Source organism: Ruegeria sp. AB10 (genome assembly GCF_056542745.1).
Window position 1 is genome coordinate 52,868 of record NZ_JBQGAI010000006.1, and the last position, 20,586, is coordinate 73,453.

Annotated in this window: 21 protein-coding genes; 8 read left to right on the plus strand and 13 right to left on the minus strand. The window is 61.1% G+C overall.

All coding sequences use genetic code 11. The features are described 5' to 3' along the window. Positions 1 to 82: 82 nt before the first annotated feature. From ACR0NT_RS13070 to ACR0NT_RS13125, 12 genes are all read right to left on the minus strand, one after another. On the minus strand, positions 83 to 352 hold the full coding sequence (locus ACR0NT_RS13070; RefSeq protein ID WP_170448397.1) for a hypothetical protein: 270 nt from the start codon (positions 350 to 352) through the stop codon (positions 83 to 85). Beyond that, positions 309 to 1,862, minus strand: coding sequence for a nitrite reductase (locus ACR0NT_RS13075; RefSeq protein WP_170674204.1), 1,554 nt, complete (start codon positions 1,860 to 1,862; stop codon positions 309 to 311). Before ACR0NT_RS13075 ends, ACR0NT_RS13070 begins: the two co-directional genes overlap by 44 nt. Next, positions 1,837 to 3,051: a heme d1 biosynthesis radical SAM protein NirJ gene (nirJ, locus tag ACR0NT_RS13080; RefSeq protein WP_170674202.1), complete on the minus strand. Its 1,215-nt coding sequence runs from the start codon at positions 3,049 to 3,051 to the stop codon at positions 1,837 to 1,839. Before nirJ ends, ACR0NT_RS13075 begins: the two co-directional genes overlap by 26 nt. A 3-nt stretch (positions 3,052 to 3,054) precedes the next feature. Next, on the minus strand, positions 3,055 to 3,537 hold the full coding sequence (ahbB, locus tag ACR0NT_RS13085; RefSeq protein WP_170674200.1) for a siroheme decarboxylase subunit beta: 483 nt from the start codon (positions 3,535 to 3,537) through the stop codon (positions 3,055 to 3,057). Beyond that, entirely contained in the window at positions 3,534 to 3,983 is a 450-nt protein-coding gene (locus ACR0NT_RS13090; RefSeq protein ID WP_170674198.1) for an Lrp/AsnC family transcriptional regulator, read from the minus strand. Before ACR0NT_RS13090 ends, ahbB (ACR0NT_RS13085) begins: the two co-directional genes overlap by 4 nt. Further along, entirely contained in the window at positions 3,980 to 4,969 is a 990-nt protein-coding gene (gene ahbB / locus ACR0NT_RS13095; RefSeq protein WP_170674196.1) for a siroheme decarboxylase subunit beta, read from the minus strand. The genes ACR0NT_RS13090 and ahbB (ACR0NT_RS13095) overlap by 4 nt, the downstream gene beginning before the upstream one ends. 3 nt (positions 4,970 to 4,972) lie before the next feature. After that, positions 4,973 to 6,118, minus strand: a complete 1,146-nt coding sequence (locus ACR0NT_RS13100) for a cytochrome D1 domain-containing protein (protein ID WP_170448409.1) — start codon at positions 6,116 to 6,118, stop codon at positions 4,973 to 4,975. Then, entirely contained in the window at positions 6,115 to 6,480 is a 366-nt protein-coding gene (locus ACR0NT_RS13105; RefSeq protein WP_480443198.1) for a c-type cytochrome, read from the minus strand. Before ACR0NT_RS13105 ends, ACR0NT_RS13100 begins: the two co-directional genes overlap by 4 nt. After that, positions 6,473 to 7,234 (minus strand): uroporphyrinogen-III C-methyltransferase, encoded by a 762-nt coding sequence (gene cobA / locus ACR0NT_RS13110; protein WP_170674194.1) that lies wholly within the window; start codon positions 7,232 to 7,234, stop codon positions 6,473 to 6,475. Before cobA ends, ACR0NT_RS13105 begins: the two co-directional genes overlap by 8 nt. A gap of 202 nt (positions 7,235 to 7,436) precedes the next feature. Continuing rightward, positions 7,437 to 7,838 (minus strand): plastocyanin/azurin family copper-binding protein, encoded by a 402-nt coding sequence (locus ACR0NT_RS13115; RefSeq protein WP_170674192.1) that lies wholly within the window; start codon positions 7,836 to 7,838, stop codon positions 7,437 to 7,439. A gap of 53 nt (positions 7,839 to 7,891) precedes the next feature. Next, complete coding sequence (locus ACR0NT_RS13120) at positions 7,892 to 9,679, minus strand: NapC/NirT family cytochrome c (protein ID WP_170674190.1); 1,788 nt, start codon at positions 9,677 to 9,679, stop codon at positions 7,892 to 7,894. Between the two features lie 125 nt (positions 9,680 to 9,804). Next, positions 9,805 to 11,481 (minus strand): cytochrome D1 domain-containing protein, encoded by a 1,677-nt coding sequence (locus ACR0NT_RS13125; protein WP_170327964.1) that lies wholly within the window; start codon positions 11,479 to 11,481, stop codon positions 9,805 to 9,807. A gap of 233 nt (positions 11,482 to 11,714) precedes the next feature. Here ACR0NT_RS13125 and ACR0NT_RS13130 point away from each other — a divergent pair, with 233 nt between their 5' ends. The 7 genes from ACR0NT_RS13130 to ACR0NT_RS13160 all read left to right on the plus strand — a co-directional run bounded on the left by ACR0NT_RS13130 (position 11,715) and on the right by ACR0NT_RS13160 (position 18,414). Continuing rightward, the gene (locus tag ACR0NT_RS13130; protein ID WP_170674188.1) at positions 11,715 to 12,896 is read left to right on the plus strand and encodes an NnrS family protein; all 1,182 of its coding nucleotides are present in this window, start codon (positions 11,715 to 11,717) and stop codon (positions 12,894 to 12,896) included. Between the two features lie 99 nt (positions 12,897 to 12,995). Beyond that, positions 12,996 to 13,445 carry a c-type cytochrome gene (locus ACR0NT_RS13135; protein WP_170448418.1) on the plus strand — a complete coding sequence of 150 codons (450 nt, stop codon included), beginning with the start codon at positions 12,996 to 12,998 and terminating at the stop codon, positions 13,443 to 13,445. 16 nt (positions 13,446 to 13,461) lie between these two features. Then, positions 13,462 to 14,829, plus strand: a complete 1,368-nt coding sequence (locus ACR0NT_RS13140) for a cbb3-type cytochrome c oxidase subunit I (protein WP_170332379.1) — start codon at positions 13,462 to 13,464, stop codon at positions 14,827 to 14,829. Between the two features lie 5 nt (positions 14,830 to 14,834). Further along, positions 14,835 to 15,644: an AAA family ATPase gene (locus tag ACR0NT_RS13145; protein WP_480443201.1), complete on the plus strand. Its 810-nt coding sequence runs from the start codon at positions 14,835 to 14,837 to the stop codon at positions 15,642 to 15,644. A gap of 9 nt (positions 15,645 to 15,653) precedes the next feature. Then, on the plus strand, positions 15,654 to 17,576 hold the full coding sequence (locus ACR0NT_RS13150) for a VWA domain-containing protein (RefSeq protein ID WP_170448422.1): 1,923 nt from the start codon (positions 15,654 to 15,656) through the stop codon (positions 17,574 to 17,576). Continuing rightward, on the plus strand, positions 17,573 to 18,121 hold the full coding sequence (locus ACR0NT_RS13155) for a cytochrome c oxidase subunit 3 (RefSeq protein ID WP_170448424.1): 549 nt from the start codon (positions 17,573 to 17,575) through the stop codon (positions 18,119 to 18,121). The genes ACR0NT_RS13150 and ACR0NT_RS13155 overlap by 4 nt, the downstream gene beginning before the upstream one ends. A gap of 5 nt (positions 18,122 to 18,126) precedes the next feature. Next, positions 18,127 to 18,414: a cytochrome C oxidase subunit IV family protein gene (locus tag ACR0NT_RS13160; RefSeq protein WP_170448516.1), complete on the plus strand. Its 288-nt coding sequence runs from the start codon at positions 18,127 to 18,129 to the stop codon at positions 18,412 to 18,414. 55 nt (positions 18,415 to 18,469) lie between these two features. Here the strand turns inward: ACR0NT_RS13160 and hemA are convergent, their stop codons facing one another. Then, a complete protein-coding gene (gene hemA / locus ACR0NT_RS13165; RefSeq protein WP_170448425.1) occupies positions 18,470 to 19,693 on the minus strand; it encodes a 5-aminolevulinate synthase in 1,224 nt (407 codons plus the stop codon). 178 nt (positions 19,694 to 19,871) lie between these two features. Between hemA and ACR0NT_RS13170 the strand changes: the two genes are divergently transcribed. Beyond that, positions 19,872 to 20,564, plus strand: coding sequence for a Crp/Fnr family transcriptional regulator (locus tag ACR0NT_RS13170; protein ID WP_170448427.1), 693 nt, complete (start codon positions 19,872 to 19,874; stop codon positions 20,562 to 20,564). Positions 20,565 to 20,586: the final 22 nt, after the last annotated feature.

Genomic DNA, 20,586 nt, shown 5'->3' on the forward strand with positions numbered 1-20,586 from the left:
GGAGAATCCAACTCGGCAATCTTTCCTGAGTCGTAAGGGATTCTCTCGCGGCCATACTTGACTTCGGTTAGGCGCCGGAGATTTAGCCTTGGTCGTCCGCCTCATCCATCAGGCCACGCACCCAGCGCCCGGCCAGCCAGGATGCGGGTACACCCAAGGGGATTGACCACAGGATTGCGGTGACCGGCTCGATTATGCCAAACCCGGCGCTGTTGGCGATCAGACCTGCCAGAAACAGGTTGATGGCCACGGTCAGTGCCGTGGCCGGATAGAGCAGAATGGCCAGCTTCCAGACCGGCCATTTGCCTTCAGTGGCTGGTGCCTTCCGAGAAGGTGATCTTGTTCCAGACATTGTATTTCCCTGAAGGTTTGCGCATCGGCAGGCGGCGGACCTCTTCCAGCGTCTGCGCGTCATAGACGATCACAGCGCCGTCATCTTCCCAGATCGAGACCAGCGCGTGACTGCCGTCCTTGGTAAACTCCACATGAGCCACGGTTTTACCCGGGGCCGGACGCAGAGTCTTAACGATCTCAAGGCTTTGCTTGTCGATCACATGCATCGCGTCCTTGTTCGGCCCAAAGAACACATCGGCCCAGACATAAGGCGAATTTTCATGGCTGCGCATGAAGAAACCGGGCCCCTCGGTCTTGATCCGCTTGACGGTTTCCCAGGTTTCCATGTCGATCACCGACACCGTACCATCAGTCAGGTGCGGCGTGGCCATCACGGTCGTGTTGCCATGCTGCCACGTGATGCCCGAGCCCAGATGCGGCATCCCCGGCAGGTCCAGATCGGCCACTTTCTGCCCGATCACCAGATCGATCACCTGACCGCCATTGCCATCGCGCGAGGCCCCCATGACGTATTCATAGCTCTGGTCAAAAAAGAAATCGTCCAGATAATCCGGCGTGGTTATCTTGCGCACCGGGAACGGGTCAGGGTTCTTGAATTGCCCCTCGATGCGGAAATCATGCCCCAACCCGGATTGCGGAGGGTTGGCACCGTAGAAGACCTCCCAGATCTCGGGCACGTCTTTCAGCGCCAGAACGAAGCTTTCGCGCGGCGGGGCCTGATAGACAGCCGAGACACGGCTGGGAACGCCCTTCTTGCTCTTGACCTCGACGACCTTGGCGACCGACAGGTCCTCGGTCGACAGCAGGGTCAGGCTGTTGGGCAGGTAATTCGCCACGGCCACCCATTTGCCATCGCCTGACATGGCGATGTTGCGGCTGTTCAGACCCGCGCGCACGCGACCCACCTGTTTCAGCGCCCAGATGTCGTATTTCTGCACCCAGCCATCGCGGGACATTATGAACACATAGCGGCCATCGGGGCTGAATTTGGGGCCTCCGTGCACGGCAAAAGGCGTCTCGAACCGGTCCAGAACCTCGAACGTGTCGCCGTCCAGAACGCTGACATGGTGATCGCCGGTCTCAACCGCCAGCGTGATGTTCATCGGGTCGCTGTCCCACACGGGCGCGTCAACCGGGCTGTAATCCTCATCCAGAGTGCGGCTGGCCATGATTTCGGCCTCACCCCATTCCGGGTTGGTTTCCAAAGGCGACTTCAGCCAGCCGGCCAGTTCCTCGATCTGCAGAGCATCCAATTCATGGGAAAAGGCGGGCATCTGCGTAGCGGTACGGCCTTCGGCAATCACTGCGGCAATACGTGGCCCACGCATACGCTTCAGCGTCTCGGGGATCAGCGCAGGGCCAACCCCGCCCAGACGGTTTTCACCATGGCAGGATGCGCAGTGTTCGGCATAGTCGGCCGGGGCGTCGGCCCATGCGGTGCCCGCCAGCAGCAGCGAACAGAATGTGCCGATTTTCAGAGTGTCAAAAGAACTGATGCGCCGGGTCATTGCTTTTTCCTCGGAACGGCGTCACCTGCAGGCGCTCGCCCGCATCTTCGACGCCGATTTCTTGATTTGTCAGATAACACGCCGGATCTTCGGCCCAGGGGTCGCCGGTCAGCTGCAACGCACGAATCCGGGTATTGCCGCCGCAGACGTCCTTGAGCTGACAAGCCCCGCAGCGCCCCTTCAGCGGGCGCGGGCGGGTGCGCAGCATGGCGAGCATCGGATCATCGCTGGTCCAAAGCTCGGAAAACGGTTTGGTCTTCACATTGCCGACCGTGTAGTCGGACCAGTAGGTGTCGGGATGGACCCGGCCCAGATTGTCGATATTGGCAACACCCAAACCGCTGGAGTTGCCACCCCATGCGGCCAGATGTTCACGCACATGGGCGGCCTTGTCGGCATCAAAGCGCGCGCGGACCCAGTTCAGGAAATACCCGGCATCGGCGTCGTTGTTGCCTGTCACAATGTCCAGCTGGCGTCCGCCCGAGGCGGCCTCCCACGCGCGTTCCAGCAACAGATCGAGCCCGTTGCGGGTGCGCAGATGTTCGGCATCCTCGCCCCGGTTCTTGTCGCCGCGGCCAGCATAGACAAGATGAGACAGATAGAACTTGTCGACGCCCTCGTCATCACACAGTTGCAGCAGGTCCGGCAAATGGTGCTGGGTGCCTTCGGTCAGGCAGAAGCGCAGGCCCACCTTGATGCCGCGTTTCTTGCATTCACGCACGCCGCGCAGGGCGTCGGCAAAGGCGCCTTCAACGCCGCGGAACCAGTCATTCGTGGCGCCGATCCCGTCCAGCGAGATGCCGACATAGTTGAACCCTACATCGGCGATCATATCGGCGGTTTCGTCGTAAATCCGGGTGCCGTTTGTGGACAGCGCCAGCATCGGTACCAGATCGCGCGCGCGCTTGGCGATATCGAAGAAATCGAACCGGTCCAGCGGTTCCCCACCCGAGAGGATCAGGGCCGGGACGCGAAATTGGCCCAGATCCTCAAGGGTTACCATGGCTTGCTCGTGACTGAGCTCACCGGGGAAGGCCACATCCGCCGAAACGGTGTAGCAATGGCGGCATTTCAGGTTGCAGCGTCGCGTCAGGTTCCAGATCACCACCGGTTTCACCGGTCCGGGGCGGCGTTTGCGCACTGGTGTCGGGGTGACGAGTTGATGCATGTATTCTGTCAGGCGGAACATGTCTCAGCCTTTCGTTTTCAGGCGCAGCCCGGTCTTTTTCAGGATGCGCGTGGAATAGAGGATATCTTTGGCCCGGCAGGCATCGCCCAGTATGGCGGTGATCTCGGCGCGTTTTTCTTCGACCTCGTCGGGGTCCGTGCCGTGGACCATGGCAAACAGGTTATAGGGCCAGTCGGGCAGGGCGCGGGGGCGTTCGTAGCAGTGGGTGACAAAGGGCAGAGCGCCGATCTGAGTGCCCAGTTCGGTCACGCGGTCGTCCTGCACATCCCAAACGGTCATACCGTTCGAGGTCATGCCCAGTTTGTAGTGATTGGGTGCAGCAGCGATGCGGCGGATCACACCGCTCGATTTCAGGTCGGCCAGACGAAGCAGCAACTCGTCTTCGTCCAGGCCCAGACCCGCCGCAACCCGCGCATAGGGCGCGGGCACCAGGGGCAGGCCACCTTGCAGCGCCTCGATAATCTCTCTGTCTTTCGCGTCGATCATGCCGCCACCCGGAAGCCGATGAAAAATTCCTGCAATTTGGGAAAACAAAGAACTTCGATCCCCGTTTCCCGTTCGATCGCCTCGGCGGTGGCCTCGATCCCCTCGGGGGTTTCGGTGGCCAGCACGAACCACATGTTCAGCCGGTGCGTGCGTTCATAATTATGGGCAACCTCGGGATGCGCATTGACTTTGGTCAGGACGGTTTCGAAATTCTCGGGCGGGACGGCCATTGCGCACAGGCAGAACGCGCCGCCCATGGCAGCGGCGTCGAAAAACGGGCCAAAGCGGGTGATTACCCGCTCGTCTTTCATGCGTGTCAGGCGGCTCAGCAACTCGGTTTCCGAAATGTCCAGTTCGATGGCAATGTCAGCATAGGGATGCGTGGTCAGCGGCAGGTCATCCTGCATCCGGTTCAGAATCGCGCGGTCGGTTGTGTCCAGCGTCATGCGGCGGCCTCTCTGGCTTGGATAAGTGCGCCGGTCTGTTTGAAGCAGCGGGTCGAGAACAGCACTTTGTGGCGCGCACCGGCCAGTTCCGGCAGGGCGGCGGCACCCGAAAGGGTCTCCAACGCTTCGTTGCGCGACCGGGCGTGGATCATGGAATAGAGGCGATAGGGCCAGACATCCTCGACCGGGTTGCGTTCATAACAAAGAGTCACACCGGGATGCGCGGCAAGGGCGGGACCGGCGGTGCCGACCTGATCGGCGGGCATGTCCCAGACCACCATCGCATTGGCCGACCAGCCAAGCGCGCGGTGCCGAACGATCACGCCCAGACGCGAGATGATGCCCGCATCATGCAGTGCCTTGATGCGCGCCATCACGTCCGGCGTCGTTCGACCCAGTGACCGGGCCAGTTCGGTAAAAGGTTCGGTGACCAGCTGCAGGCCTGAACTGAGCGCCTGCAGCAACGGCCGGTCGCCGTCTCGCATGGCCGAGCTGTCGACTTTGCGGGGCCCCGGCACGTTGCGGGTTTTGCCCGACATGCGGAACCCCAGATCGACGTTGAACGGACGGACCAGCCGCAGATCCAGCACTCGCAGCCCGGTGCGATGGCTGATCCGGGCCAACGTGTCGTTGACATGTGCGCGGTCCGGACCGGTGGCGACGAACCACAGGTTCCAGTCATCCTCGCGCTGGTAATTGTGGTTCACGCCGGGTTCCGCGTCGATCATTGCGGCGACCTCTTCCAGGCGCTCATCGGGTGCGGCGACGGCGGCCAGAGTGCTGGCGGAAACCGCGCCGGGCGCGATTGTCGCCCCTACCCGCGTGATGCGGCCGGTTGCGCGCATCCGGGTCAGGCGGTCGATCACTTCGGCCTCATCCAGGCCCAGCGCAGTGCCCAGAACCTGAAACGGACGGTCGGTGATGGGAAAATCGCGCTGAAACTCATCCAGCAGGCGGCGGTCGATGGGGTCGGTGATATGATCCATCGGTCACAGCCCCGTTCTGTGCGCGCGTGCGGTGAAGAAGATGCCCGAGGGGCTGTCCGCATCGATCTCGCGCAGTTTTTCGAAGGTCTGCGTGTCGTAGACCATGACCTTGTTTGCATCGCGCACGCTGAGCCAGACCTCATGCCCGCGGGGCGTGAACTCCATGTGCAGCACAGCCGGCCCCGGTTTGAATTCGTGGATGATCTCTTTGCTGACGCTGTCGATGACCTGAATCGTGTCGTTCAGCGGGTGGGCGAAATTCACCCAGACCTGACGCCCATCGGGCCGGGCCATGGCAAAGACCGGCTGGCCATGCGTCTTGGTGCGCCCGGTTTCGGTCAGGGTGTCAGAGTCGATCCACAGAACCTCGTGATGGCCAACGGCGGGCAGAACAAACTCGCGCCCGGTCAGAGCCCAGCCTTCCAGATGGGGCATCTTGTAGACCGGCATTTCCTCTTGCCCGCGCCCATAGTCGGGCAGCACGCGGATGGGTTCGGGATTATCGGCCCAGAGGTCCAGCGCGGTCAGGCCATCCTCACCGAACAAGCCAGTGATATAGGTGCGGCCGTTGGCTGTGATCAGCGCGTCATAGGGGTTTTTGCCCATGTCGGTGATCTTGGTGATCGCGGGGTCGCCCTTGGCAAAATCGGCAATCCAGGTCTCGCCCGTATCCCACATGGTGAACACAAAGCGACGGCCCGGCGCGTCGACCAGACCGATGGTCTTGCTGTCGGTGGGGATGTCGGCAACCATCTCCAGCGTCTCGGCATCAAAGACACGCACGCCACCGGGTTCATAGTTCGACACGGCGACCAGTTTGCCATCGTCCGAGATCGCGCCACCGATGGCGTTGCCTGCCTGCACGACGCGGTTCACGATCTGGCGGGTGACGATATCGACCTTGGTCAGGCCACCGTCACGCCCAAACACATAGGCAAAGCGTTCATCGGGCGAGTAGACCAGCGAGGCATGGGACAGATCGCCCAGCCCCTCAATCCGCGCGAGCGCGGCCCGGTCGGATTGGTCGACCAACAGAACCGACCCCTTGGCGCGTTCAATCACCAGGCCCAGGTCTCCGGTTGCGGTCGGTTCGGCATGTGCCGTTGTCATCATCAGTGCGGCTGCAAGGCCGAGGACGAGATGTTTCATTGTGCCTCCTGTTCCAGCAGGTAACGGGCGATCCATTCGGCCTCTTCTTCGCTGATCAGAGGCCGCCATGGGGGCATCGCAGTGTCGGGAATGCCATCGAGGATGACGCCGGTCAGAACGTCAGGGTCATAGTGTTCCAGCGTCTCAGATCGCAGATCAGGACCAAGGCCACCTTTCAGCGACAGCCCGTGGCACGAGCCGCAATCCTGGTGGACAAGCCGTTTCAACGCGTTGGGGTCAATCGCATCGGCGGCAAAGGCGGACGTGGCCAGAACCACGGCGGTCGTCAGCACGGCGTGCACCATCCAGCCCGGACGTTGGGCCGGGCGATGCCCCGTATTCTTTTGACCGAGCCTAGCCATGAGCCTGTTCCAGCAGGTCCGCCAGCGGTCGTTCTGCATAAAGTGACACCACCTTGCCGATGATGAACAAGGTCGGCGCTTTCAGCTCTGCCTTGCGCACATCCGCCGCCAGCTGATCAAGGCGGGAGACCAGTCGGCTCTCTTCGGGCGTGGTGGCTTTGCCCACGGCCAGAACGGGGGTCGAACCGGGCAGGTTCTCGGTCATCAGCCCCACGGCGATCTGGCCGATATTGGCCACGCCCATATAAACCACCAGGGTCGAATCGGGATCGGCCAGCCGTTTCCAGTCCAGGTCCAGCACCTTGTCGGCCTGACGGTGGCCGGTGACATATTGCACCGAGGTCGCCAGCCCGCGATGGGTCAGCGGCACGCCGGTCGAGCACGAGGCCCCCTGTGCCGCCGTGATGCCCGGCGCGTATTCAACGGTGACACCGTGGGCCATCAGATAGGCCGCTTCTTCCGAGCCACGGCCAAAGATCATGGGATCGCCGCCCTTCAGGCGCGCGACGGTGTGCCCGGCCAAGGCCTCTTCTTTCAGGATTTCGTTGATACGGTCCTGCGGTACGGTGTGGCATTGGGGGGCCTTGCCCACCGGGATCAGCCGCGCACCGTCGGCATGGAGCTCGAGGATGTCGTCCGAGACCAGCCGGTCATAGACTACCACGTCGGCCTCTTGCAGCATACGCAGGGCGCGCAGGGTCATCAGCTCGGGGTCGCCGGGGCCGGCGCCAATCAGAAAAACCTTACCGCTCATGTGCAAACTCGCTTGTTCTGAATGTCTTCGGAACCCGGACCTTCCGGCAGCTTCCACGCGCGAATAGGGGACGTTGCTGGGGGGACCGGGCGTGTCATGAGTGCAAGTTGGCGCAATCGTAAACCAACCTCCTTGACATAAGTTAAGGAGCGCGGGATTTGCGCCCGCGCTCCTTTGAACTTGCCTGTATTATTGCCTCGGCTCAGGGTTCGACGGTGATCATGCCGATCATGTTCTGCGTTTCCCAATGCGGCCCGCACAGATATTCCTGCGGCCCAGGCGTGAGGAAGGTCATGTCCACCGATTCCTCGGGGAACAACCGGTCGCTTTCCGGTTCGCTGCCGTCTTTCAGCAAAACCGAATGGCTGGTGCGTTTGTCCACATTCACCCAGCGCACGGTGGTGCCCGCCTTGACGGTCAACTCACCGGGGCAGAAGTTGTATTTGTACATCAGCACCACCTCGGCGTCCTCGACGGCGGAAGAAGGCTGACCGAACTGCTCGGCATAACGCTCTTCGGCCTCGGCGCAGATATCGGCGGCTTCATCGGCCCAGGCGGGCGCGGCCAGAAGCAGCAGCGCGGGAAGAAGGCGGTGGGGTTTCATCGTCCATGTCTCCTTTCCAAAGGGGAAGGGGCCGGATCATCCGGCCCCCTCATTTATTGTTTTACCACGTTGATGTTAGCCGAGTCGTCGTCCAACGCAAGGCTGGTGTTCAGCGTCACATGGTGGAACCGCGCGGCGGCAAAGTCGTCGTGGATAGCAAAGCCGACCGTGTAGGTCTTGCCGGCCTCCAGCGGCACGTCGCCGGGCGCGCCAGAGTTCAGCGGGCGGCTGAAGACCACCGTCCACATACCACCGGACAGCTCGGCCGAGGCGGCGATCTCGCCGTCATTGACCACGCGCTGTTCCAGCAGATAGCCGTTGGTGGCGCTGCCGTCCGCATAGACACGCATCAGGTCAAGATAGGTGCCGTCGGCCAGATACTGCTCGATCTGCTCGGCGGTATGCAGTTTGTCCCAACCACCCATCGGCTTGCCGCGGCGGCCCTTGGTATCAACCTCGGTGCGGCTTTCGCTGATGTATTTGGTCACCGTGTCCTGTGCGGCTAGACGACCCGAGACGTCACCATTGGCGGCAATTGCATCCGCCTCGGGCGCGAAGGGCATATAGGTATTGTCTGCGTGGCACGAGGCCCAGCAGCCCACCTGATCGCCCAGCTCGATACCGGTGCCGGTGATCATCATGGCAACCTTGATCTGGTTGTCGGGGTCCATCTTGCCACCGTCCACGAACGGTGCCGGGTTGTGGCCTGCATCCGGCCATTGCAGGCGGATATACAGGTTCTCGTCGTCATGTGCGGCCTGAACGGTTGCGTCGATCACACCACGTTTGCCAGGGATCGGCGTCGGTTCCAGCTCACCACCGGCGACAATCTTGTTGCCGATCGTGTCCAGTTCCTTGGCGTGACAGGTCGAGCACTGATCGCCGCCTTTGGTCAGCGGACGGGCCCCACCGTGGAATTTGCCGTTCTGCACCCATTCAAACGAAGCCTGACCGGGGTAGAACAGTTTCAAATCCGCGCTTGCTACGGCGTTCCAGTCGACGTCGCCACCGACATCACTGCCACCGCCGCCTGCGGGCGCTGCGGCCTCTTCTCCGCTTGCCTTGGCGCGCTCTTCGGCAACAGCTGCGTCAACAGCGGCTGCGATCTGGGCCTGAACGGCCTCTTGCTGCGCAGTCTTGGCGGCTTTTTCAGCCTCTGCGTCGGCGGCTTCCTTGGCTTCGATCTTGGCAAGGCTTGCCAGGTATTCCGGCGGGATCGGGCGGATGAAGGCCGGATTCGGGGCTTCAAGCTCTTCCAGATACTCTTCGTCGGCCCGGTCACGGGCATCCGAGTGCGCAATCCCCTTGTGGCAGTCGATACAGGTCTGACCAACGGTCATCGCGTTCAGGTGCTGCTGACGTGCGCGGGGTTTCTGGAATTCCGGCATCATCGATTCGAAATCGTGACAGTTGCGGCATTCGCGCGAGTCCGAGGACTTCATCCGCTCCCACTCGTTCATGGCCAGATGTACGCGCTTGGCTTCGAACTTTTCGCGGGTGTTGATAGTACCGACCATCTTGCCATAAAGCTCTTTGGACGCCTTGATCTTGCGGATGATCTTGTGGGTCCAGTCCTTGGGCACGTGGCAGTCGGAACAGACCGCGCCCACGCCGGAACGGTTCACGTCGTGGATCGTGCCGGTGTATTCCTCATAGACGAAATCGCGCATCTCGTGGCACGAGATGCAGAAATCCTTGGTGTTTGTGGCTTCCATGGCGGTGTTGAACCCGCCCCAGAAGATGATGCCGCCGACAAAGGCCGCGGCGATTCCGGCCACGGGCATTCCCCACAGGAAATACCGGCGCCAGATTGGTGGTTTTTTATCCGGTTCGGAGGTCATATCCGGGCTCCGTTATGGCTGTATTGACTGGCCCGGTATGTCGGGCGGGCGTGTTTGGCTGAATTGTCAAACGAGGAAAAGGGCGGGCGAGGGGCCCGCCCTTTCCGGTTCTTGTATCAAACCCGTCAGGTGACGTGGTTCGAGCGGTTGTAGACGTTGAACTTGCCGGTCGGGGCATACAGCCCTTCGATGCGGCCGATTTCTTCCAGCGTCTTGGCGTCGAAGATCACGATCTGACCGTTGGGTTCTTTCGAGTCCGACAGGTTCCACTTGGAGACCCAGACCTCGGTACCATCCGCGTTGAACTCGAAGTGAACGGCAGCGCTGCCTTCATCTTCGGTGATCTGGATGGTTTTCACGATCTCGCCGGTCTCTTTCGAGATGACCTGCACCGATTGCTGAATTTCAGGCTCGGGGTGCTTGGTCTGGTCCGCCCAGATGTAATCCGAGTTCGGGTGGGTCCGAACAAACAGGCCGGGGCCGTCGGTTTCCACTTCGTAGCAGGTTTTCCAAGCCTGATCCGGATGGCCTTCCGGGTCGTTACCCCAGACGGTTACGGTGCCCACGCCAAGGTGGGTTGTACCGGCCACAGGACCACAGTTCGGGTCGATCCAGTTCGCGCCCGGTCCGGGGTGCGGCAGGGCAGCGGTGTCGATCATCGCTTCCAGCTTGTGGGTCTCGGTGTCGACGACGACCATCTTGTTCGACGCGTTTGCGGCGATCTGGAAGTACCGGCCTGTCGGGTCAAAGAACCCGTCATGCAGGAACTTGGCCGAGTCGATCTTGTCGATCCGCAGGTTGTCCAGGTCGGTATAATCAACCTGCCACAGCTGGCCCAATTCCTTGATCGCGACGATCCAGGTCGGCTCGTTCGGCGTTGTGTAGATTGCGGCCACGCGGGCCTCTTCCACATAGTCGCCGTCCACGTTCACGCCGCGGGTCGAAACAACCTTGACCGGTTCCATTGTCTGGGCATCAACGATTGCGAAATGCGGCGGCCAGTAACCACCACCGATGACGTATTTGCCGTCGCCGGAAACGGCCACGTCACGTGCGTCATAGGCGATCTTGACTTCCGAAACCAACATGTTCTCAGGCTTCTGCCAGAGGTCGATCTTGGTCATCTTGCCGTCGCGGCCCATGGTGTACCAGAAGCGGCCGGGGTGTTCAGGCTCGGTAATGCTGTGGTGTTCCGATGCTTTCAGAACGTGCACGGCGTAACCGGTCGGGATGTGGGTCAGCACTTCTTTGGTGTCACCGTCGATAACGGCCACCTTACCTACGTCACGCTCGATGACGACGAAGAAGTTTTCCCAGTTGCGGCCGTGAAGCGGCTCGGTCGGGTAGTCGGCTTCTTCGACATAGACCTTGCGGGTCTCTTTCATCTGCTCCAGCGACATCTCCGGCGGCTTGGGAGCCTCCATCTGGATGTAGGTCGCCATATCCTTGATTTCCTGCTCGGTCATGATGTCCGAGAAGTTGTTCATCCCGCCTTCGGTACCCCAGGCGATGATTTTCTCGAGACGTTCCTGCCCAAGCGCAAGGGTTCCGCCTTCGGTCACGGTGCCGTCGGCTGCGGTTTTCTTCCAATGCGGCTCAAGGCTCTTGCCTGTGGCGCCTTTGCGCAGAACGCCGTGACAGCCTGCGCATTGTTCGAAATAAAGCTGTTTGGATGATTCAAACGCTTCCTCGCTGAGGGTTGGCTCTTCGGCGAAGGCTGGTGCAGCGACGCTGCCCAGCAGCATCGCCAAACCGGCCCCAAAGGCGCGGCCAGTTTTGTTGTAGCTGATTCCAAGTGACATGATCACTCTCCATTTGCGTGGTGAGGCACCTCCAAGGGTGGGACATCGCGCGGTAGCGCTCCTTGACGAAAGTCAACACAAAGGAAGCAATTCGGGCGGCAACCGGAAAAAACGCCAAAAAAACCTCGGGAAATTCTGAGTCTTAGGGGCATGTTTTCCGGTGTTTTGATTTTGGTTAAGTCGCCGGTTCGGTTGCGCTGCTAGGATTTGGAAAACCGTCGAGGAGAGCAGCCATGCCCGCAATGATCACCCGTGTTCTTGGTGAGGGTTTCCGTGTTTTCTTTCTGTCCGCCGGTCTCTATGGCCTGTTTGTCGGCGTGGTCTGGGGGCTGTGGCTGGCGGTGCCGTATATGGCGCCGGACTATGGCATGACGCCACCGATGTGGCACGCGCATGAAATGATCTTTGGCTATGCCACTGCCGCGCTGGGCGGGTTCTTTCTGACAGCTGTGCCCAACTGGACCGGCGCGCCCGAGGCGCGGGCACGCTTTATTACTCTGGCCGCTGCGCTGTGGCTGGCGGGGCGGATGGCCATGTGGTTTTCCGGGATGCTGCCACCGGTGTTCGTTGCGGTGGTCGATCTGGCCTTTGTGCCTGTTCTGGCAGCCAAAATCCTGACTCAGCTGATCCGTCGCCCGAAGCCGCAGAACATGATTTTCCTGCTGTTGCTCAGCCTGATCTGGGTCGCGGACCTGCTGACGCATCTGGAATGGATGGGAATCACCGCTGACACGCTGCAAACCGGGCTGCGCGCCGGGTTGCTGAGCTTGTGTGCGATGATCGCCATCCTGGGCGGTCGGATCACGCCGGCTTTCACCCGCAATGCGATGAAGCGCGAGGGCGTGCCCGAGGCGGATTGGCCAGTGTCGGTTGCAGCCCTGGACAAGGCAGGCATGATTCTGGCCCTGATTCTGCCGCTAAGCGCCCTGTTGTTCGGCGCCGGGCCGGTGGCCGGGGCAGGGGCGCTGGCATTGGGCGCGGTGCAGATTCTGCGCATGGCCCGCTGGCGCACACGCTGGGCCGCACGGCAGCCGATTCTTCTGGCGCTGCATCTGGGGCTTGGAATGCTGGCGGTGGGCCTGATTCTCTGGGGATTTTCGGTGCTGGGCATCGGCAATGAGGTCGCCGCCCTGCATGTTCTGGGAATCGGCTGCGTCGGAGGCATGACCCTGGCTGTCATGAGTCGCGCTGCGCTGGGCCACAGCGGTCGTGCGCTGATCGCGCCTGCCCCGATGGTGGTTGCATATGGGCTGATGGCCGTGGCCGCCCTGTCGCGCTGGATCGGTGCCGAGCTGAACGCAGGCTACATGGTGGCAATGTTGCTGTCTGACGGCCTGTGGGTCTGTGCCTTTGCCCTGTATCTGATCGCCATGTGGCCCGCCCTGACGGGGCCCAGGGCGCAGCGGGCAGGATGAATTCTAATTACTTCCGCTGGTCTTGACTTTCGTTAAGGAGACACCATGGCCCAACCGTCATGTTGTCCAGACTAGCTAATCTGCGCAAAGGAGAGCGCAATGCGAGAAGTCATGACCAAGAGCATGGCCCGCAACATATTTTATGGCGGGTCACTGTTCTTTATCCTCATCTTCCTGGCCCTGTCGGCCCATTCCCACTGGTATATCGTGAATTCCGAGAACTCGGCAAAGCTCGATGAAAGTGTGGTTCGGGGCAAGCATGTCTGGGAAAAACACGCCTGTATCAACTGTCATACGATCCTGGGTGAAGGTGCCTACTTTGCGCCCGAAGTCGCGAACGTAATGACCCGCTGGGGTGTCCTCGACGACCCGGAATCGGCCTTTGAATCCCTTAAAGGCTGGATGGAGGCGCAGCCGACCGGCATTCCCGGTCGTCGGCAGATGCCGCAATTCAACCTCAGCGACGAAGAACTCCGCGACCTGACCAACTTCCTGATCTGGACGGACAATATCGACGCTCAGGGCTGGCCGCCCAACGAGGCAGGCTGAGAAAGGGAACGGAGCAATGAAATACGAATCCCAAAAAATCGCCTATGCCTACTTTGCGGTAGCAATGGCCCTGTTTGCGATCCAGGTGATCGGCGGCCTGCTGGCCGGTCTGATCTATGTGTTCCCAAACTTCCTGAGTGAGCTTCTGCCGTTCAACATCGTACGGATGCTGCACACCAACTCGCTGATCGTCTGGCTGATCCTGGGCTTCTTCGGCGCCGCCTACTTCCTGATCCCGGAAGAATCCGAGCGCGAGATCCACTCGACCAAGCTGGCCTATCTGCAGCTGATCATTCTTGTGGTCGGTACTTTGGGCGTGGTTGTGACCTATGTCTTCAACCTGTTCGAAGGCAACTGGCTGCTGGGTAAAGAGGGCCGCGAGTTCCTTGAACAGCCCAAATGGGTCAAGGCGGGCATCGTCGTGGCCGCGCTGATCTTCCTTTATAACGTGTCGATGACCGTTCTGAAGGGCAAGAAGACCGCCATCACCAACATCCTTCTGTTGGGTCTGTGGGGTCTGGCGCTGCTGTTCCTGTTTGCCTTCTACAACCCGGGCAACCTGGCCCTGGACAAACAATACTGGTGGTATGTCGTCCACCTGTGGGTTGAAGGCGTGTGGGAACTGATCATGGCCTCGATCCTGGCCTACCTGATGCTGAAGCTGACCGGTGTCGACCGTGAGATCGTTGAAAAATGGCTCTATGTCATCGTCGCCGCCGCGCTGTTCTCGGGCATCCTTGGGACAGGTCACCACTACTACTGGATCGGTACGCCTGCGTACTGGCAGTGGATCGGTTCGATCTTCTCGAGCCTCGAGGTGATCCCGTTCTTCGCGATGATGGCCTTTGCCTTCGTCATGGTCTGGAAAGGCCGTCGTGACCACCCCAACAAGGCCGCACTGCTGTGGTCGCTGGGCTGTGCCACGCTCGCCTTCTTCGGCGCCGGTGTCTGGGGCTTCCTGCACACGCTGCACGGGGTGAACTACTATACCCACGGCACGCAGATCACCGCCGCACACGGTCACCTGGCCTTCTACGGTGCCTATGTCTGCCTCAACCTGGCGATCTTCAGCTATGCGATGCCGATCCTCAAGAACCGCGATCCCTATAATCAGGTTCTGAACATGGGTTCGTTCTGGCTGATGACCAGCGGCATGGTCTTCATGACCTTCGTGCTGACGTTCGGCGGTACCGTGCAGACACACATGCAACGTGTGGTCGGTGACTACTTCATGGACGTGCAAGACCAGATCGCGATCTTCTACTGGATGCGTCTTGGTTCGGGTGTCGTCGTTGTCCTCGGTGCGCTGCTGTTCATCTACTCGATCTGGGTTCCCCGGAAAGAGGTCATTGAATCCGGCGCAGCTGAAACCCCTGCGGAGTAATGGATATGGACGGCTCCATAAAACTGAATGAGGGGGCGGCTAACGCCCCCTTCTACCTGCCCCAAAGCGATGAATGCGATGTGTTCACCGCTGCTTACAACAACGATCTGCCGGTTCTGCTGAAAGGACCGACAGGCTGCGGCAAGACCCGGTTCGTGGCCCATATGGCCGCCAAACTTGGGCGCCCGCTTTATACCGTGGCCTGCCACGACGATCTGGCCGCTGCCGATCTGATCGGGCGCTACCTGCTGAAAGGTGGCGAGACCGTCTGGGTCGATGGCCCCCTGACCCGCGCGGTGCGCGAAGGCGCGATCTGCTACCTTGACGAGGTGGTCGAAGCCCGCAAGGACGTCACCGTGGTGCTGCACCCGCTGACCGACGACCGGCGCATCCTGCCGATCGACCGCACCGGCGAAGAACTTGAAGCCGCCCCCGGCTTCATGCTGGTGGCGTCGTACAACCCCGGTTACCAGAATATCCTGAAAACCCTGAAACCCTCGACCCGGCAACGGTTCATCTCGCTCGAGTTCGACTTCCCGTCGCCCGAGATGGAAGCCGAAGTTGTCGCCCAGGAAAGCGGGCTGGCGCTGGAGCGCTGCAAGCCGCTGATCCGGCTGGCGAACAAGCTGCGCGGGCTCAAGGGTCAGGACCTTGAGGAAGGCGTTTCCACCCGTCTGGTTGTCTATGCCGCGACACTAATCGCACAGGGCATGTCGACCGACCGCGCCATCCTTGCCGCTATGATCGAACCTCTGACTGATGACGAGGACATCAAACGCGGGCTCCTCGATCTTGTCACGGCCGTCTTTGGGTGAGGCCGGCCGATGGTCAGGATCGAATTTGAGCCATGGGAACCCGAAGAAACGATCGGGAAACTGTGGCACACCCTTGCCAGCCGCCTCGATGCACCTGAGGTGCATGTTGGAGCCGCGGTCGACCTCTCAGAGGTCGCGGGGCGGCTGGCAGTCCTCTTCCGAGGGCTTGGGGGTAGTCCGGGCGTTGAATTGCGCCCGGTCTCGCCCGAGGTTTCACGTCACCGCCTAAGCTGGCGCCGCAAGCTGGCGACCGAAGTCGAACTGATGCCGCGCGCCTCGTTCGATGGCGAGGTATTGCGCCTGCCGGATCGGTTGACTGTTTTTCCTGCGCGCGAGGCGAATGGCGCGCTTTATGTCTGGCTGGCCGCTGCGGCGGCTCATGCCGGAACCCGAATTGACGAAGATGACCCGCTGCGCGCCGATCTGCGCGCTCTGGCGGCAGCGCAGGCGATGGTCGAGGCCACACTGGACGACGCCCCGGGCCTGCGTCCCCTTTACACCGAATTGTGCAAGGGGGTGCTGCACCAGCGCAGCGTTCCCGATCTGCCGCCGGTCGAGGCCGCGGTGGAAGGTATCGTGCGCCATATGCTGGGCGATCCCGAGCCGTTGTCCGACCGCGCGAGGACGTTCTTGGAGATGGACGCTGAGATCACGGCCCCACGCGGCTATCAGCCATTTCGCCCGGTGCCGCTATGGCCCGAGCTGCGCGCTGTCGGCTTTTCCGAGCATAACGAGGTCGAAAATCCGGAAACCGAGGGCGAGCCCGAGGAGTCCGGTGAAAAGACCCACCGCGCCCGCCGCCGCAAATCCGACCAAGCCGAGCGGAAAGACAGCCTGATCCTGCACAAGTTCGAAGCGATCCTCAGCTGGGCTGAGTTCCTGAACCTCAACCGCCGGGTCGATGATGACGACCCCGACAACGCCAAAAAGGCTGCGGACGATCAGGAAGAGATCGGGCTGGGTCAAATATCCAAAGCACCGCCGACCAAGCTGAAACTGCATCTGGACCTTGCGCCCGAGGATGTGAACCGCGAGCGTTTGTCAGGCCGTATCCTCTATCCTGAATGGGACGTGCGCACCGGGCAGTACCTGCCGGATCACGTGAACGTTCTGCTGTCGGATGCCGATATCCGCGAAGACGCCGCCGAGTTTGGTAAAGATCCGGCCACCGCCCGTCGCATCCGTGCTGTCAAACGCCAGTTTGAGGCCCTGCGCCCGGGCCGCGTCATGACGCGTGGCCATCTTGACGGCGATCAGCTGGACATCGAAGCCGCGGTACGCGCTGAGACCGACCGAATGGCCAGCGGCGAAGGCAACGAACGCGTCTGGATGCAATCCCGCCCCGTGGCGCGTGATCTGGCGGTGTCGATTCTGCTGGATGTCAGCCGTTCTACCGAAAGCGCCGTCACGGGCCGCGCGGTGATCGACATCGAGCGCGAAGCACTGGCCGCGCTGGCCTGGGGTCTGAACGCCTGTGGCGATGATTTCGCGGTCCATGCCTTCAGCTCTCTGAAGCGTCAGCGGGTCTATGTGCAACGTTGCAAGCGGTTTGATGAGCCGATGGGCACAAGGGTCGAACAACGCATCGCATCGCTCCGCCCCGGCCACTACACCCGCCTTGGGGCCGCGATCCGGCATTGTTCGTCTGATCTGGCAGAGCAATCCCGCAAACGCCGGTTGCTGCTGGTGATCACCGACGGCAAGCCCAACGACCTGGACCATTACGAGGGCCGCCACGGCATCGAAGACACCTGCATGGCTGTACGCGAGGCCCGTCGGGCTGGGCAATCGGTCTTTGGCGTCACCATCGACAAAACCGGCAAAAGCTGGTTCCCGCGTATGTTCGGGCAGGGCGGCTTTGCCGTCATCCCCGACCCGCACCGCCTGACAATGGCTCTGCCGCAGATCTACCGCCAACTGGTCGGCGCATGAGCGAAACCTCTCTGATCGACGAGCTTCCGGGCGAGTTGCTGATGTGGGTCCTGATCATCTCGGAACTGCTGGTCTTCGGCGCCGGGATGATCGCCTTCATGGGGGTGCGGCTCACCGACCCGGCGGGCTTTGCCGAGGCACAGTCGCATCTGCACCGCACGGGGGCCGCGTTCAACACCGCCGTTCTGGTCACGTCCGGCTATCTGGCCGCACAGGCCCTGCATTGGCGCCAGGCTGCCCGACGTGGGGCGGCGCGTCTGGCCCTGATCGGGGCGGCTCTGCTGGGCGTGGTGTTCCTGATCATCAAGGGCACGGAATACGCAGACAAGGCGGCGCAGGGGATTGGATTCGAAACGCATCCGTTCTTTCTGTTCTACTACCTGCTGACGGGCTTTCACGCTGCACATGTGCTGGCCGGGGTCGGCATCCTTCTGCTGGTCTCCTGGAAGGATGATCCTCGCAATATCGAGGCAGGCGCCCAGTTTTGGCATATGGTCGATCTGGTCTGGATCATGTTGTTCCCCGTGATCTACCTGCTGGGATGAAAGCGATGCGCGTTTCTTCATCTTTTCCCAAATACTCCCGCCGGAGGCTCCCAAGCCCAATCACCCGCGCCTGGTTTGCCCTGCTGGCGCTCAGCGTCGCATCCGCCTTGCTGACATTGATACCCATACCACCGAAGCTATTGGGCGCCGGGATTCTGATCCTTGCGTTGACCAAATCCCGCATAATCCTTGCCCAATATCTGGACCTTTCCCACAGCCCGGGTTGGCTGCGGGGGTTCACCATGGTTCTGACCGCGTTTGCGGTGCTGATTTTCGGCCTCTACCTGATCTGAGAAAGAAAAAAGCCGCCCATGAGGGCGGCAGTCTTCCAAGCAAGGGGCGCTTTGGTTATTGGGCGGCCATCGGCATCCGTGCGATCTGGCACCGTTGCCACAGGGCTGACAGCGCATTGACCAGATGGTCGATATCGGCATCGGTGTGAACCGGTGACGGTGTGATCCGCAGACGCTCGGTGCCTTTGGGGACGGTCGGGTAGTTGATCGGCTGGATGTAGATGCCGAACTCTTCCAGCAGCGTGTCCGAGATGAATTTGCATTTCACCGGATCACCCACCATCACCGGGATGATATGGCTGGGGTTCGGCAGATGCGGAATGCCCTCGGCGTCCAGACGGGCGCGCACCTGCGCCACGCGGGCCTTTTGCAGGTCGCGCTCGGCGTTCGACTGTTTCAGGTGCCGGATCGAGGCCGCAGCACCTGCCGCGATCGACGGGGGCAGGGCGGTGGTAAAGATGAACCCGCTGGCAAAGCTGCGCACAAAATCGCACAGCGCGGCCGAAGCGGCGATGTAGCCGCCGACAACGCCAAAGGCCTTGCCCAGCGTACCCTCGATCACGGTCAGGCGATCCATCAGGCCTTCGCGTTCGGCAATGCCGCCGCCGCGCGGGCCATAGAGGCCAACGGCGTGGACCTCGTCCAGATAGGTCATGGCACCGTATTTGTCGGCCAGATCGCAAATCTCTTTGATCGGGGCGATATCGCCGTCCATCGAATAGACCGATTCGAAAGCGATCATCTTCGGCGCATCGGGGTCAGCGGCGGCCAGTTTCGCCTCGAGTTCCTCAAGGTCGTTGTGTTTCCAGATGACCTTTTGGGCGCGTGAGTGGCGGATGCCTTCGATCATCGAGGCGTGGTTCAAGGCGTCTGAAAACACGATCAGACCGGGGATTTTCGAAGCCAGCGTGCCAAGAGCGGCCCAGTTCGAAACATAACCCGAAGTGAACAACAGCGCGGCCTCTTTGCCGTGCAGATCGGCCAGTTCGGTCTCTAGCAGCACGTGATCGTGGGTGGTGCCCGAGATGTTCCGCGTGCCGCCCGCGCCTGCGCCGCAGCGGTCCAGCGCATCATGCATGGCCGAGATCACTGCAGGGTGCTGCCCCATGCCTAGATAATCGTTCGAGCACCAGATGCGCACGTCCCGCTGGACCTGACCATCGGTTTGGCGCGCGTTCGGGAAAGACCCGCAGCGACGTTGCAAGTCGATGAAGACACGATAGTTTCCTTCTTCCCGCAAACTATCGAGGCTCTGGCTGAAAAATCGCTCGTAGTCCATCTTTCTAGCTCCCCGGAATACTGGCTTTGGGGTGAAGGTATGCGCGTTGACGCCGCCGCAACATGACAATAGTCAAGTTGACCCGGGAAAAGACTGGTGCGTTGGGCTGAGCTTTGGCATAGCCTGAGCTTGAAGGATGTACCGGTCAGAAGATCGACTAGGGAAAAGGGGAACCTTCTTGGCCCACGAAGCGCAAAAAGCAATCGCTCGGCAATCGCTCCTGCTCAAGAGCTTGCCGGAACAGCATGTTGATACTCTGCTCAGCCACGCGATCTGGCGCAGCTATGATCGCGGTGAGACGATTTTCCTGCAGGAAGAAGAGGCCAAGGCCGTGCACGTGGTACTGGCCGGCTGGGTCAAGCTGTTCCGCATGTCCCCCACCGGATCCGAGGCTGTGGTCAGCGTATTTACACGCGGCGAAAGCTTTGGCGAGGCGGTCGCCCTGCGGAATGTCCCGTACCCGGTCTCTGCCGAGGCTGTGTCCGCCTGCGAGATCATGCATATCCCCAGCCCGGTGCTGCTGTCGCTGATGAAGGAAGACCCCGAGATCGGCGTGTCGATCCTGGCCTCGACCTTTACTCATCTGCACGCGCTGGTGGCGCAGTTGGAACAGCTCAAGGCGCAGACGGGTGCACAGCGGGTGGCCGAGTTTCTGCTGGGCCTGTGCGATGCCGATGCTGACGCCTGCGACGTGGAACTGCCCTATGACAAGATGCTGATCGCCGGGCGTCTGGGGATGAAACCGGAAAGTCTGAGCCGCGCCTTCTCGCGGCTCAAGACCGTTGGTGTGAAGATCAACCGCAACCACGCCGAGATTGCCGATATCGAACGCCTGCGGGACTATGCCGAAAGCGATCCGTCGGAAAAATGATCCCGGATCAGCGTTTCGGGGT

Bases quoted from the DNA above. Each gene is read 5' to 3' on its own strand.
- ACR0NT_RS13140 (WP_170332379.1), top strand. From the start codon at position 13,462: ATGAAATACGAATCCCAAAAAATCGCCTATGCCTACTTTGCGGTAGCA.
- ACR0NT_RS13135 (WP_170448418.1), top strand. From the start codon at position 12,996: ATGCGAGAAGTCATGACCAAGAGCATGGCCCGCAACATATTTTATGGC.
- ACR0NT_RS13150 (WP_170448422.1), top strand. From the start codon at position 15,654: ATGGTCAGGATCGAATTTGAGCCATGGGAACCCGAAGAAACGATCGGG.
- hemA (WP_170448425.1), bottom strand. From the start codon at position 19,693: ATGGACTACGAGCGATTTTTCAGCCAGAGCCTCGATAGTTTGCGGGAA.
- ACR0NT_RS13100 (WP_170448409.1), bottom strand. From the start codon at position 6,118: ATGAAACATCTCGTCCTCGGCCTTGCAGCCGCACTGATGATGACAACG.
- ACR0NT_RS13160 (WP_170448516.1), top strand. From the start codon at position 18,127: ATGCGCGTTTCTTCATCTTTTCCCAAATACTCCCGCCGGAGGCTCCCA.
- ACR0NT_RS13105 (WP_480443198.1), bottom strand. From the start codon at position 6,480: ATGGCTAGGCTCGGTCAAAAGAATACGGGGCATCGCCCGGCCCAACGT.
- ACR0NT_RS13090 (WP_170674198.1), bottom strand. From the start codon at position 3,983: ATGACGCTGGACACAACCGACCGCGCGATTCTGAACCGGATGCAGGAT.
- ACR0NT_RS13115 (WP_170674192.1), bottom strand. From the start codon at position 7,838: ATGAAACCCCACCGCCTTCTTCCCGCGCTGCTGCTTCTGGCCGCGCCC.
- ACR0NT_RS13145 (WP_480443201.1), top strand. From the start codon at position 14,835: ATGGACGGCTCCATAAAACTGAATGAGGGGGCGGCTAACGCCCCCTTC.
- ahbB (WP_170674196.1), bottom strand. From the start codon at position 4,969: ATGGATCATATCACCGACCCCATCGACCGCCGCCTGCTGGATGAGTTT.
- ahbB (WP_170674200.1), bottom strand. From the start codon at position 3,537: ATGATCGACGCGAAAGACAGAGAGATTATCGAGGCGCTGCAAGGTGGC.
- ACR0NT_RS13125 (WP_170327964.1), bottom strand. From the start codon at position 11,481: ATGTCACTTGGAATCAGCTACAACAAAACTGGCCGCGCCTTTGGGGCC.
- nirJ (WP_170674202.1), bottom strand. From the start codon at position 3,051: ATGTTCCGCCTGACAGAATACATGCATCAACTCGTCACCCCGACACCA.
- ACR0NT_RS13130 (WP_170674188.1), top strand. From the start codon at position 11,715: ATGCCCGCAATGATCACCCGTGTTCTTGGTGAGGGTTTCCGTGTTTTC.
- ACR0NT_RS13070 (WP_170448397.1), bottom strand. From the start codon at position 352: ATGTCTGGAACAAGATCACCTTCTCGGAAGGCACCAGCCACTGAAGGC.
- ACR0NT_RS13120 (WP_170674190.1), bottom strand. From the start codon at position 9,679: ATGACCTCCGAACCGGATAAAAAACCACCAATCTGGCGCCGGTATTTC.
- cobA (WP_170674194.1), bottom strand. From the start codon at position 7,234: ATGAGCGGTAAGGTTTTTCTGATTGGCGCCGGCCCCGGCGACCCCGAG.
- ACR0NT_RS13155 (WP_170448424.1), top strand. From the start codon at position 17,573: ATGAGCGAAACCTCTCTGATCGACGAGCTTCCGGGCGAGTTGCTGATG.
- ACR0NT_RS13075 (WP_170674204.1), bottom strand. From the start codon at position 1,862: ATGACCCGGCGCATCAGTTCTTTTGACACTCTGAAAATCGGCACATTC.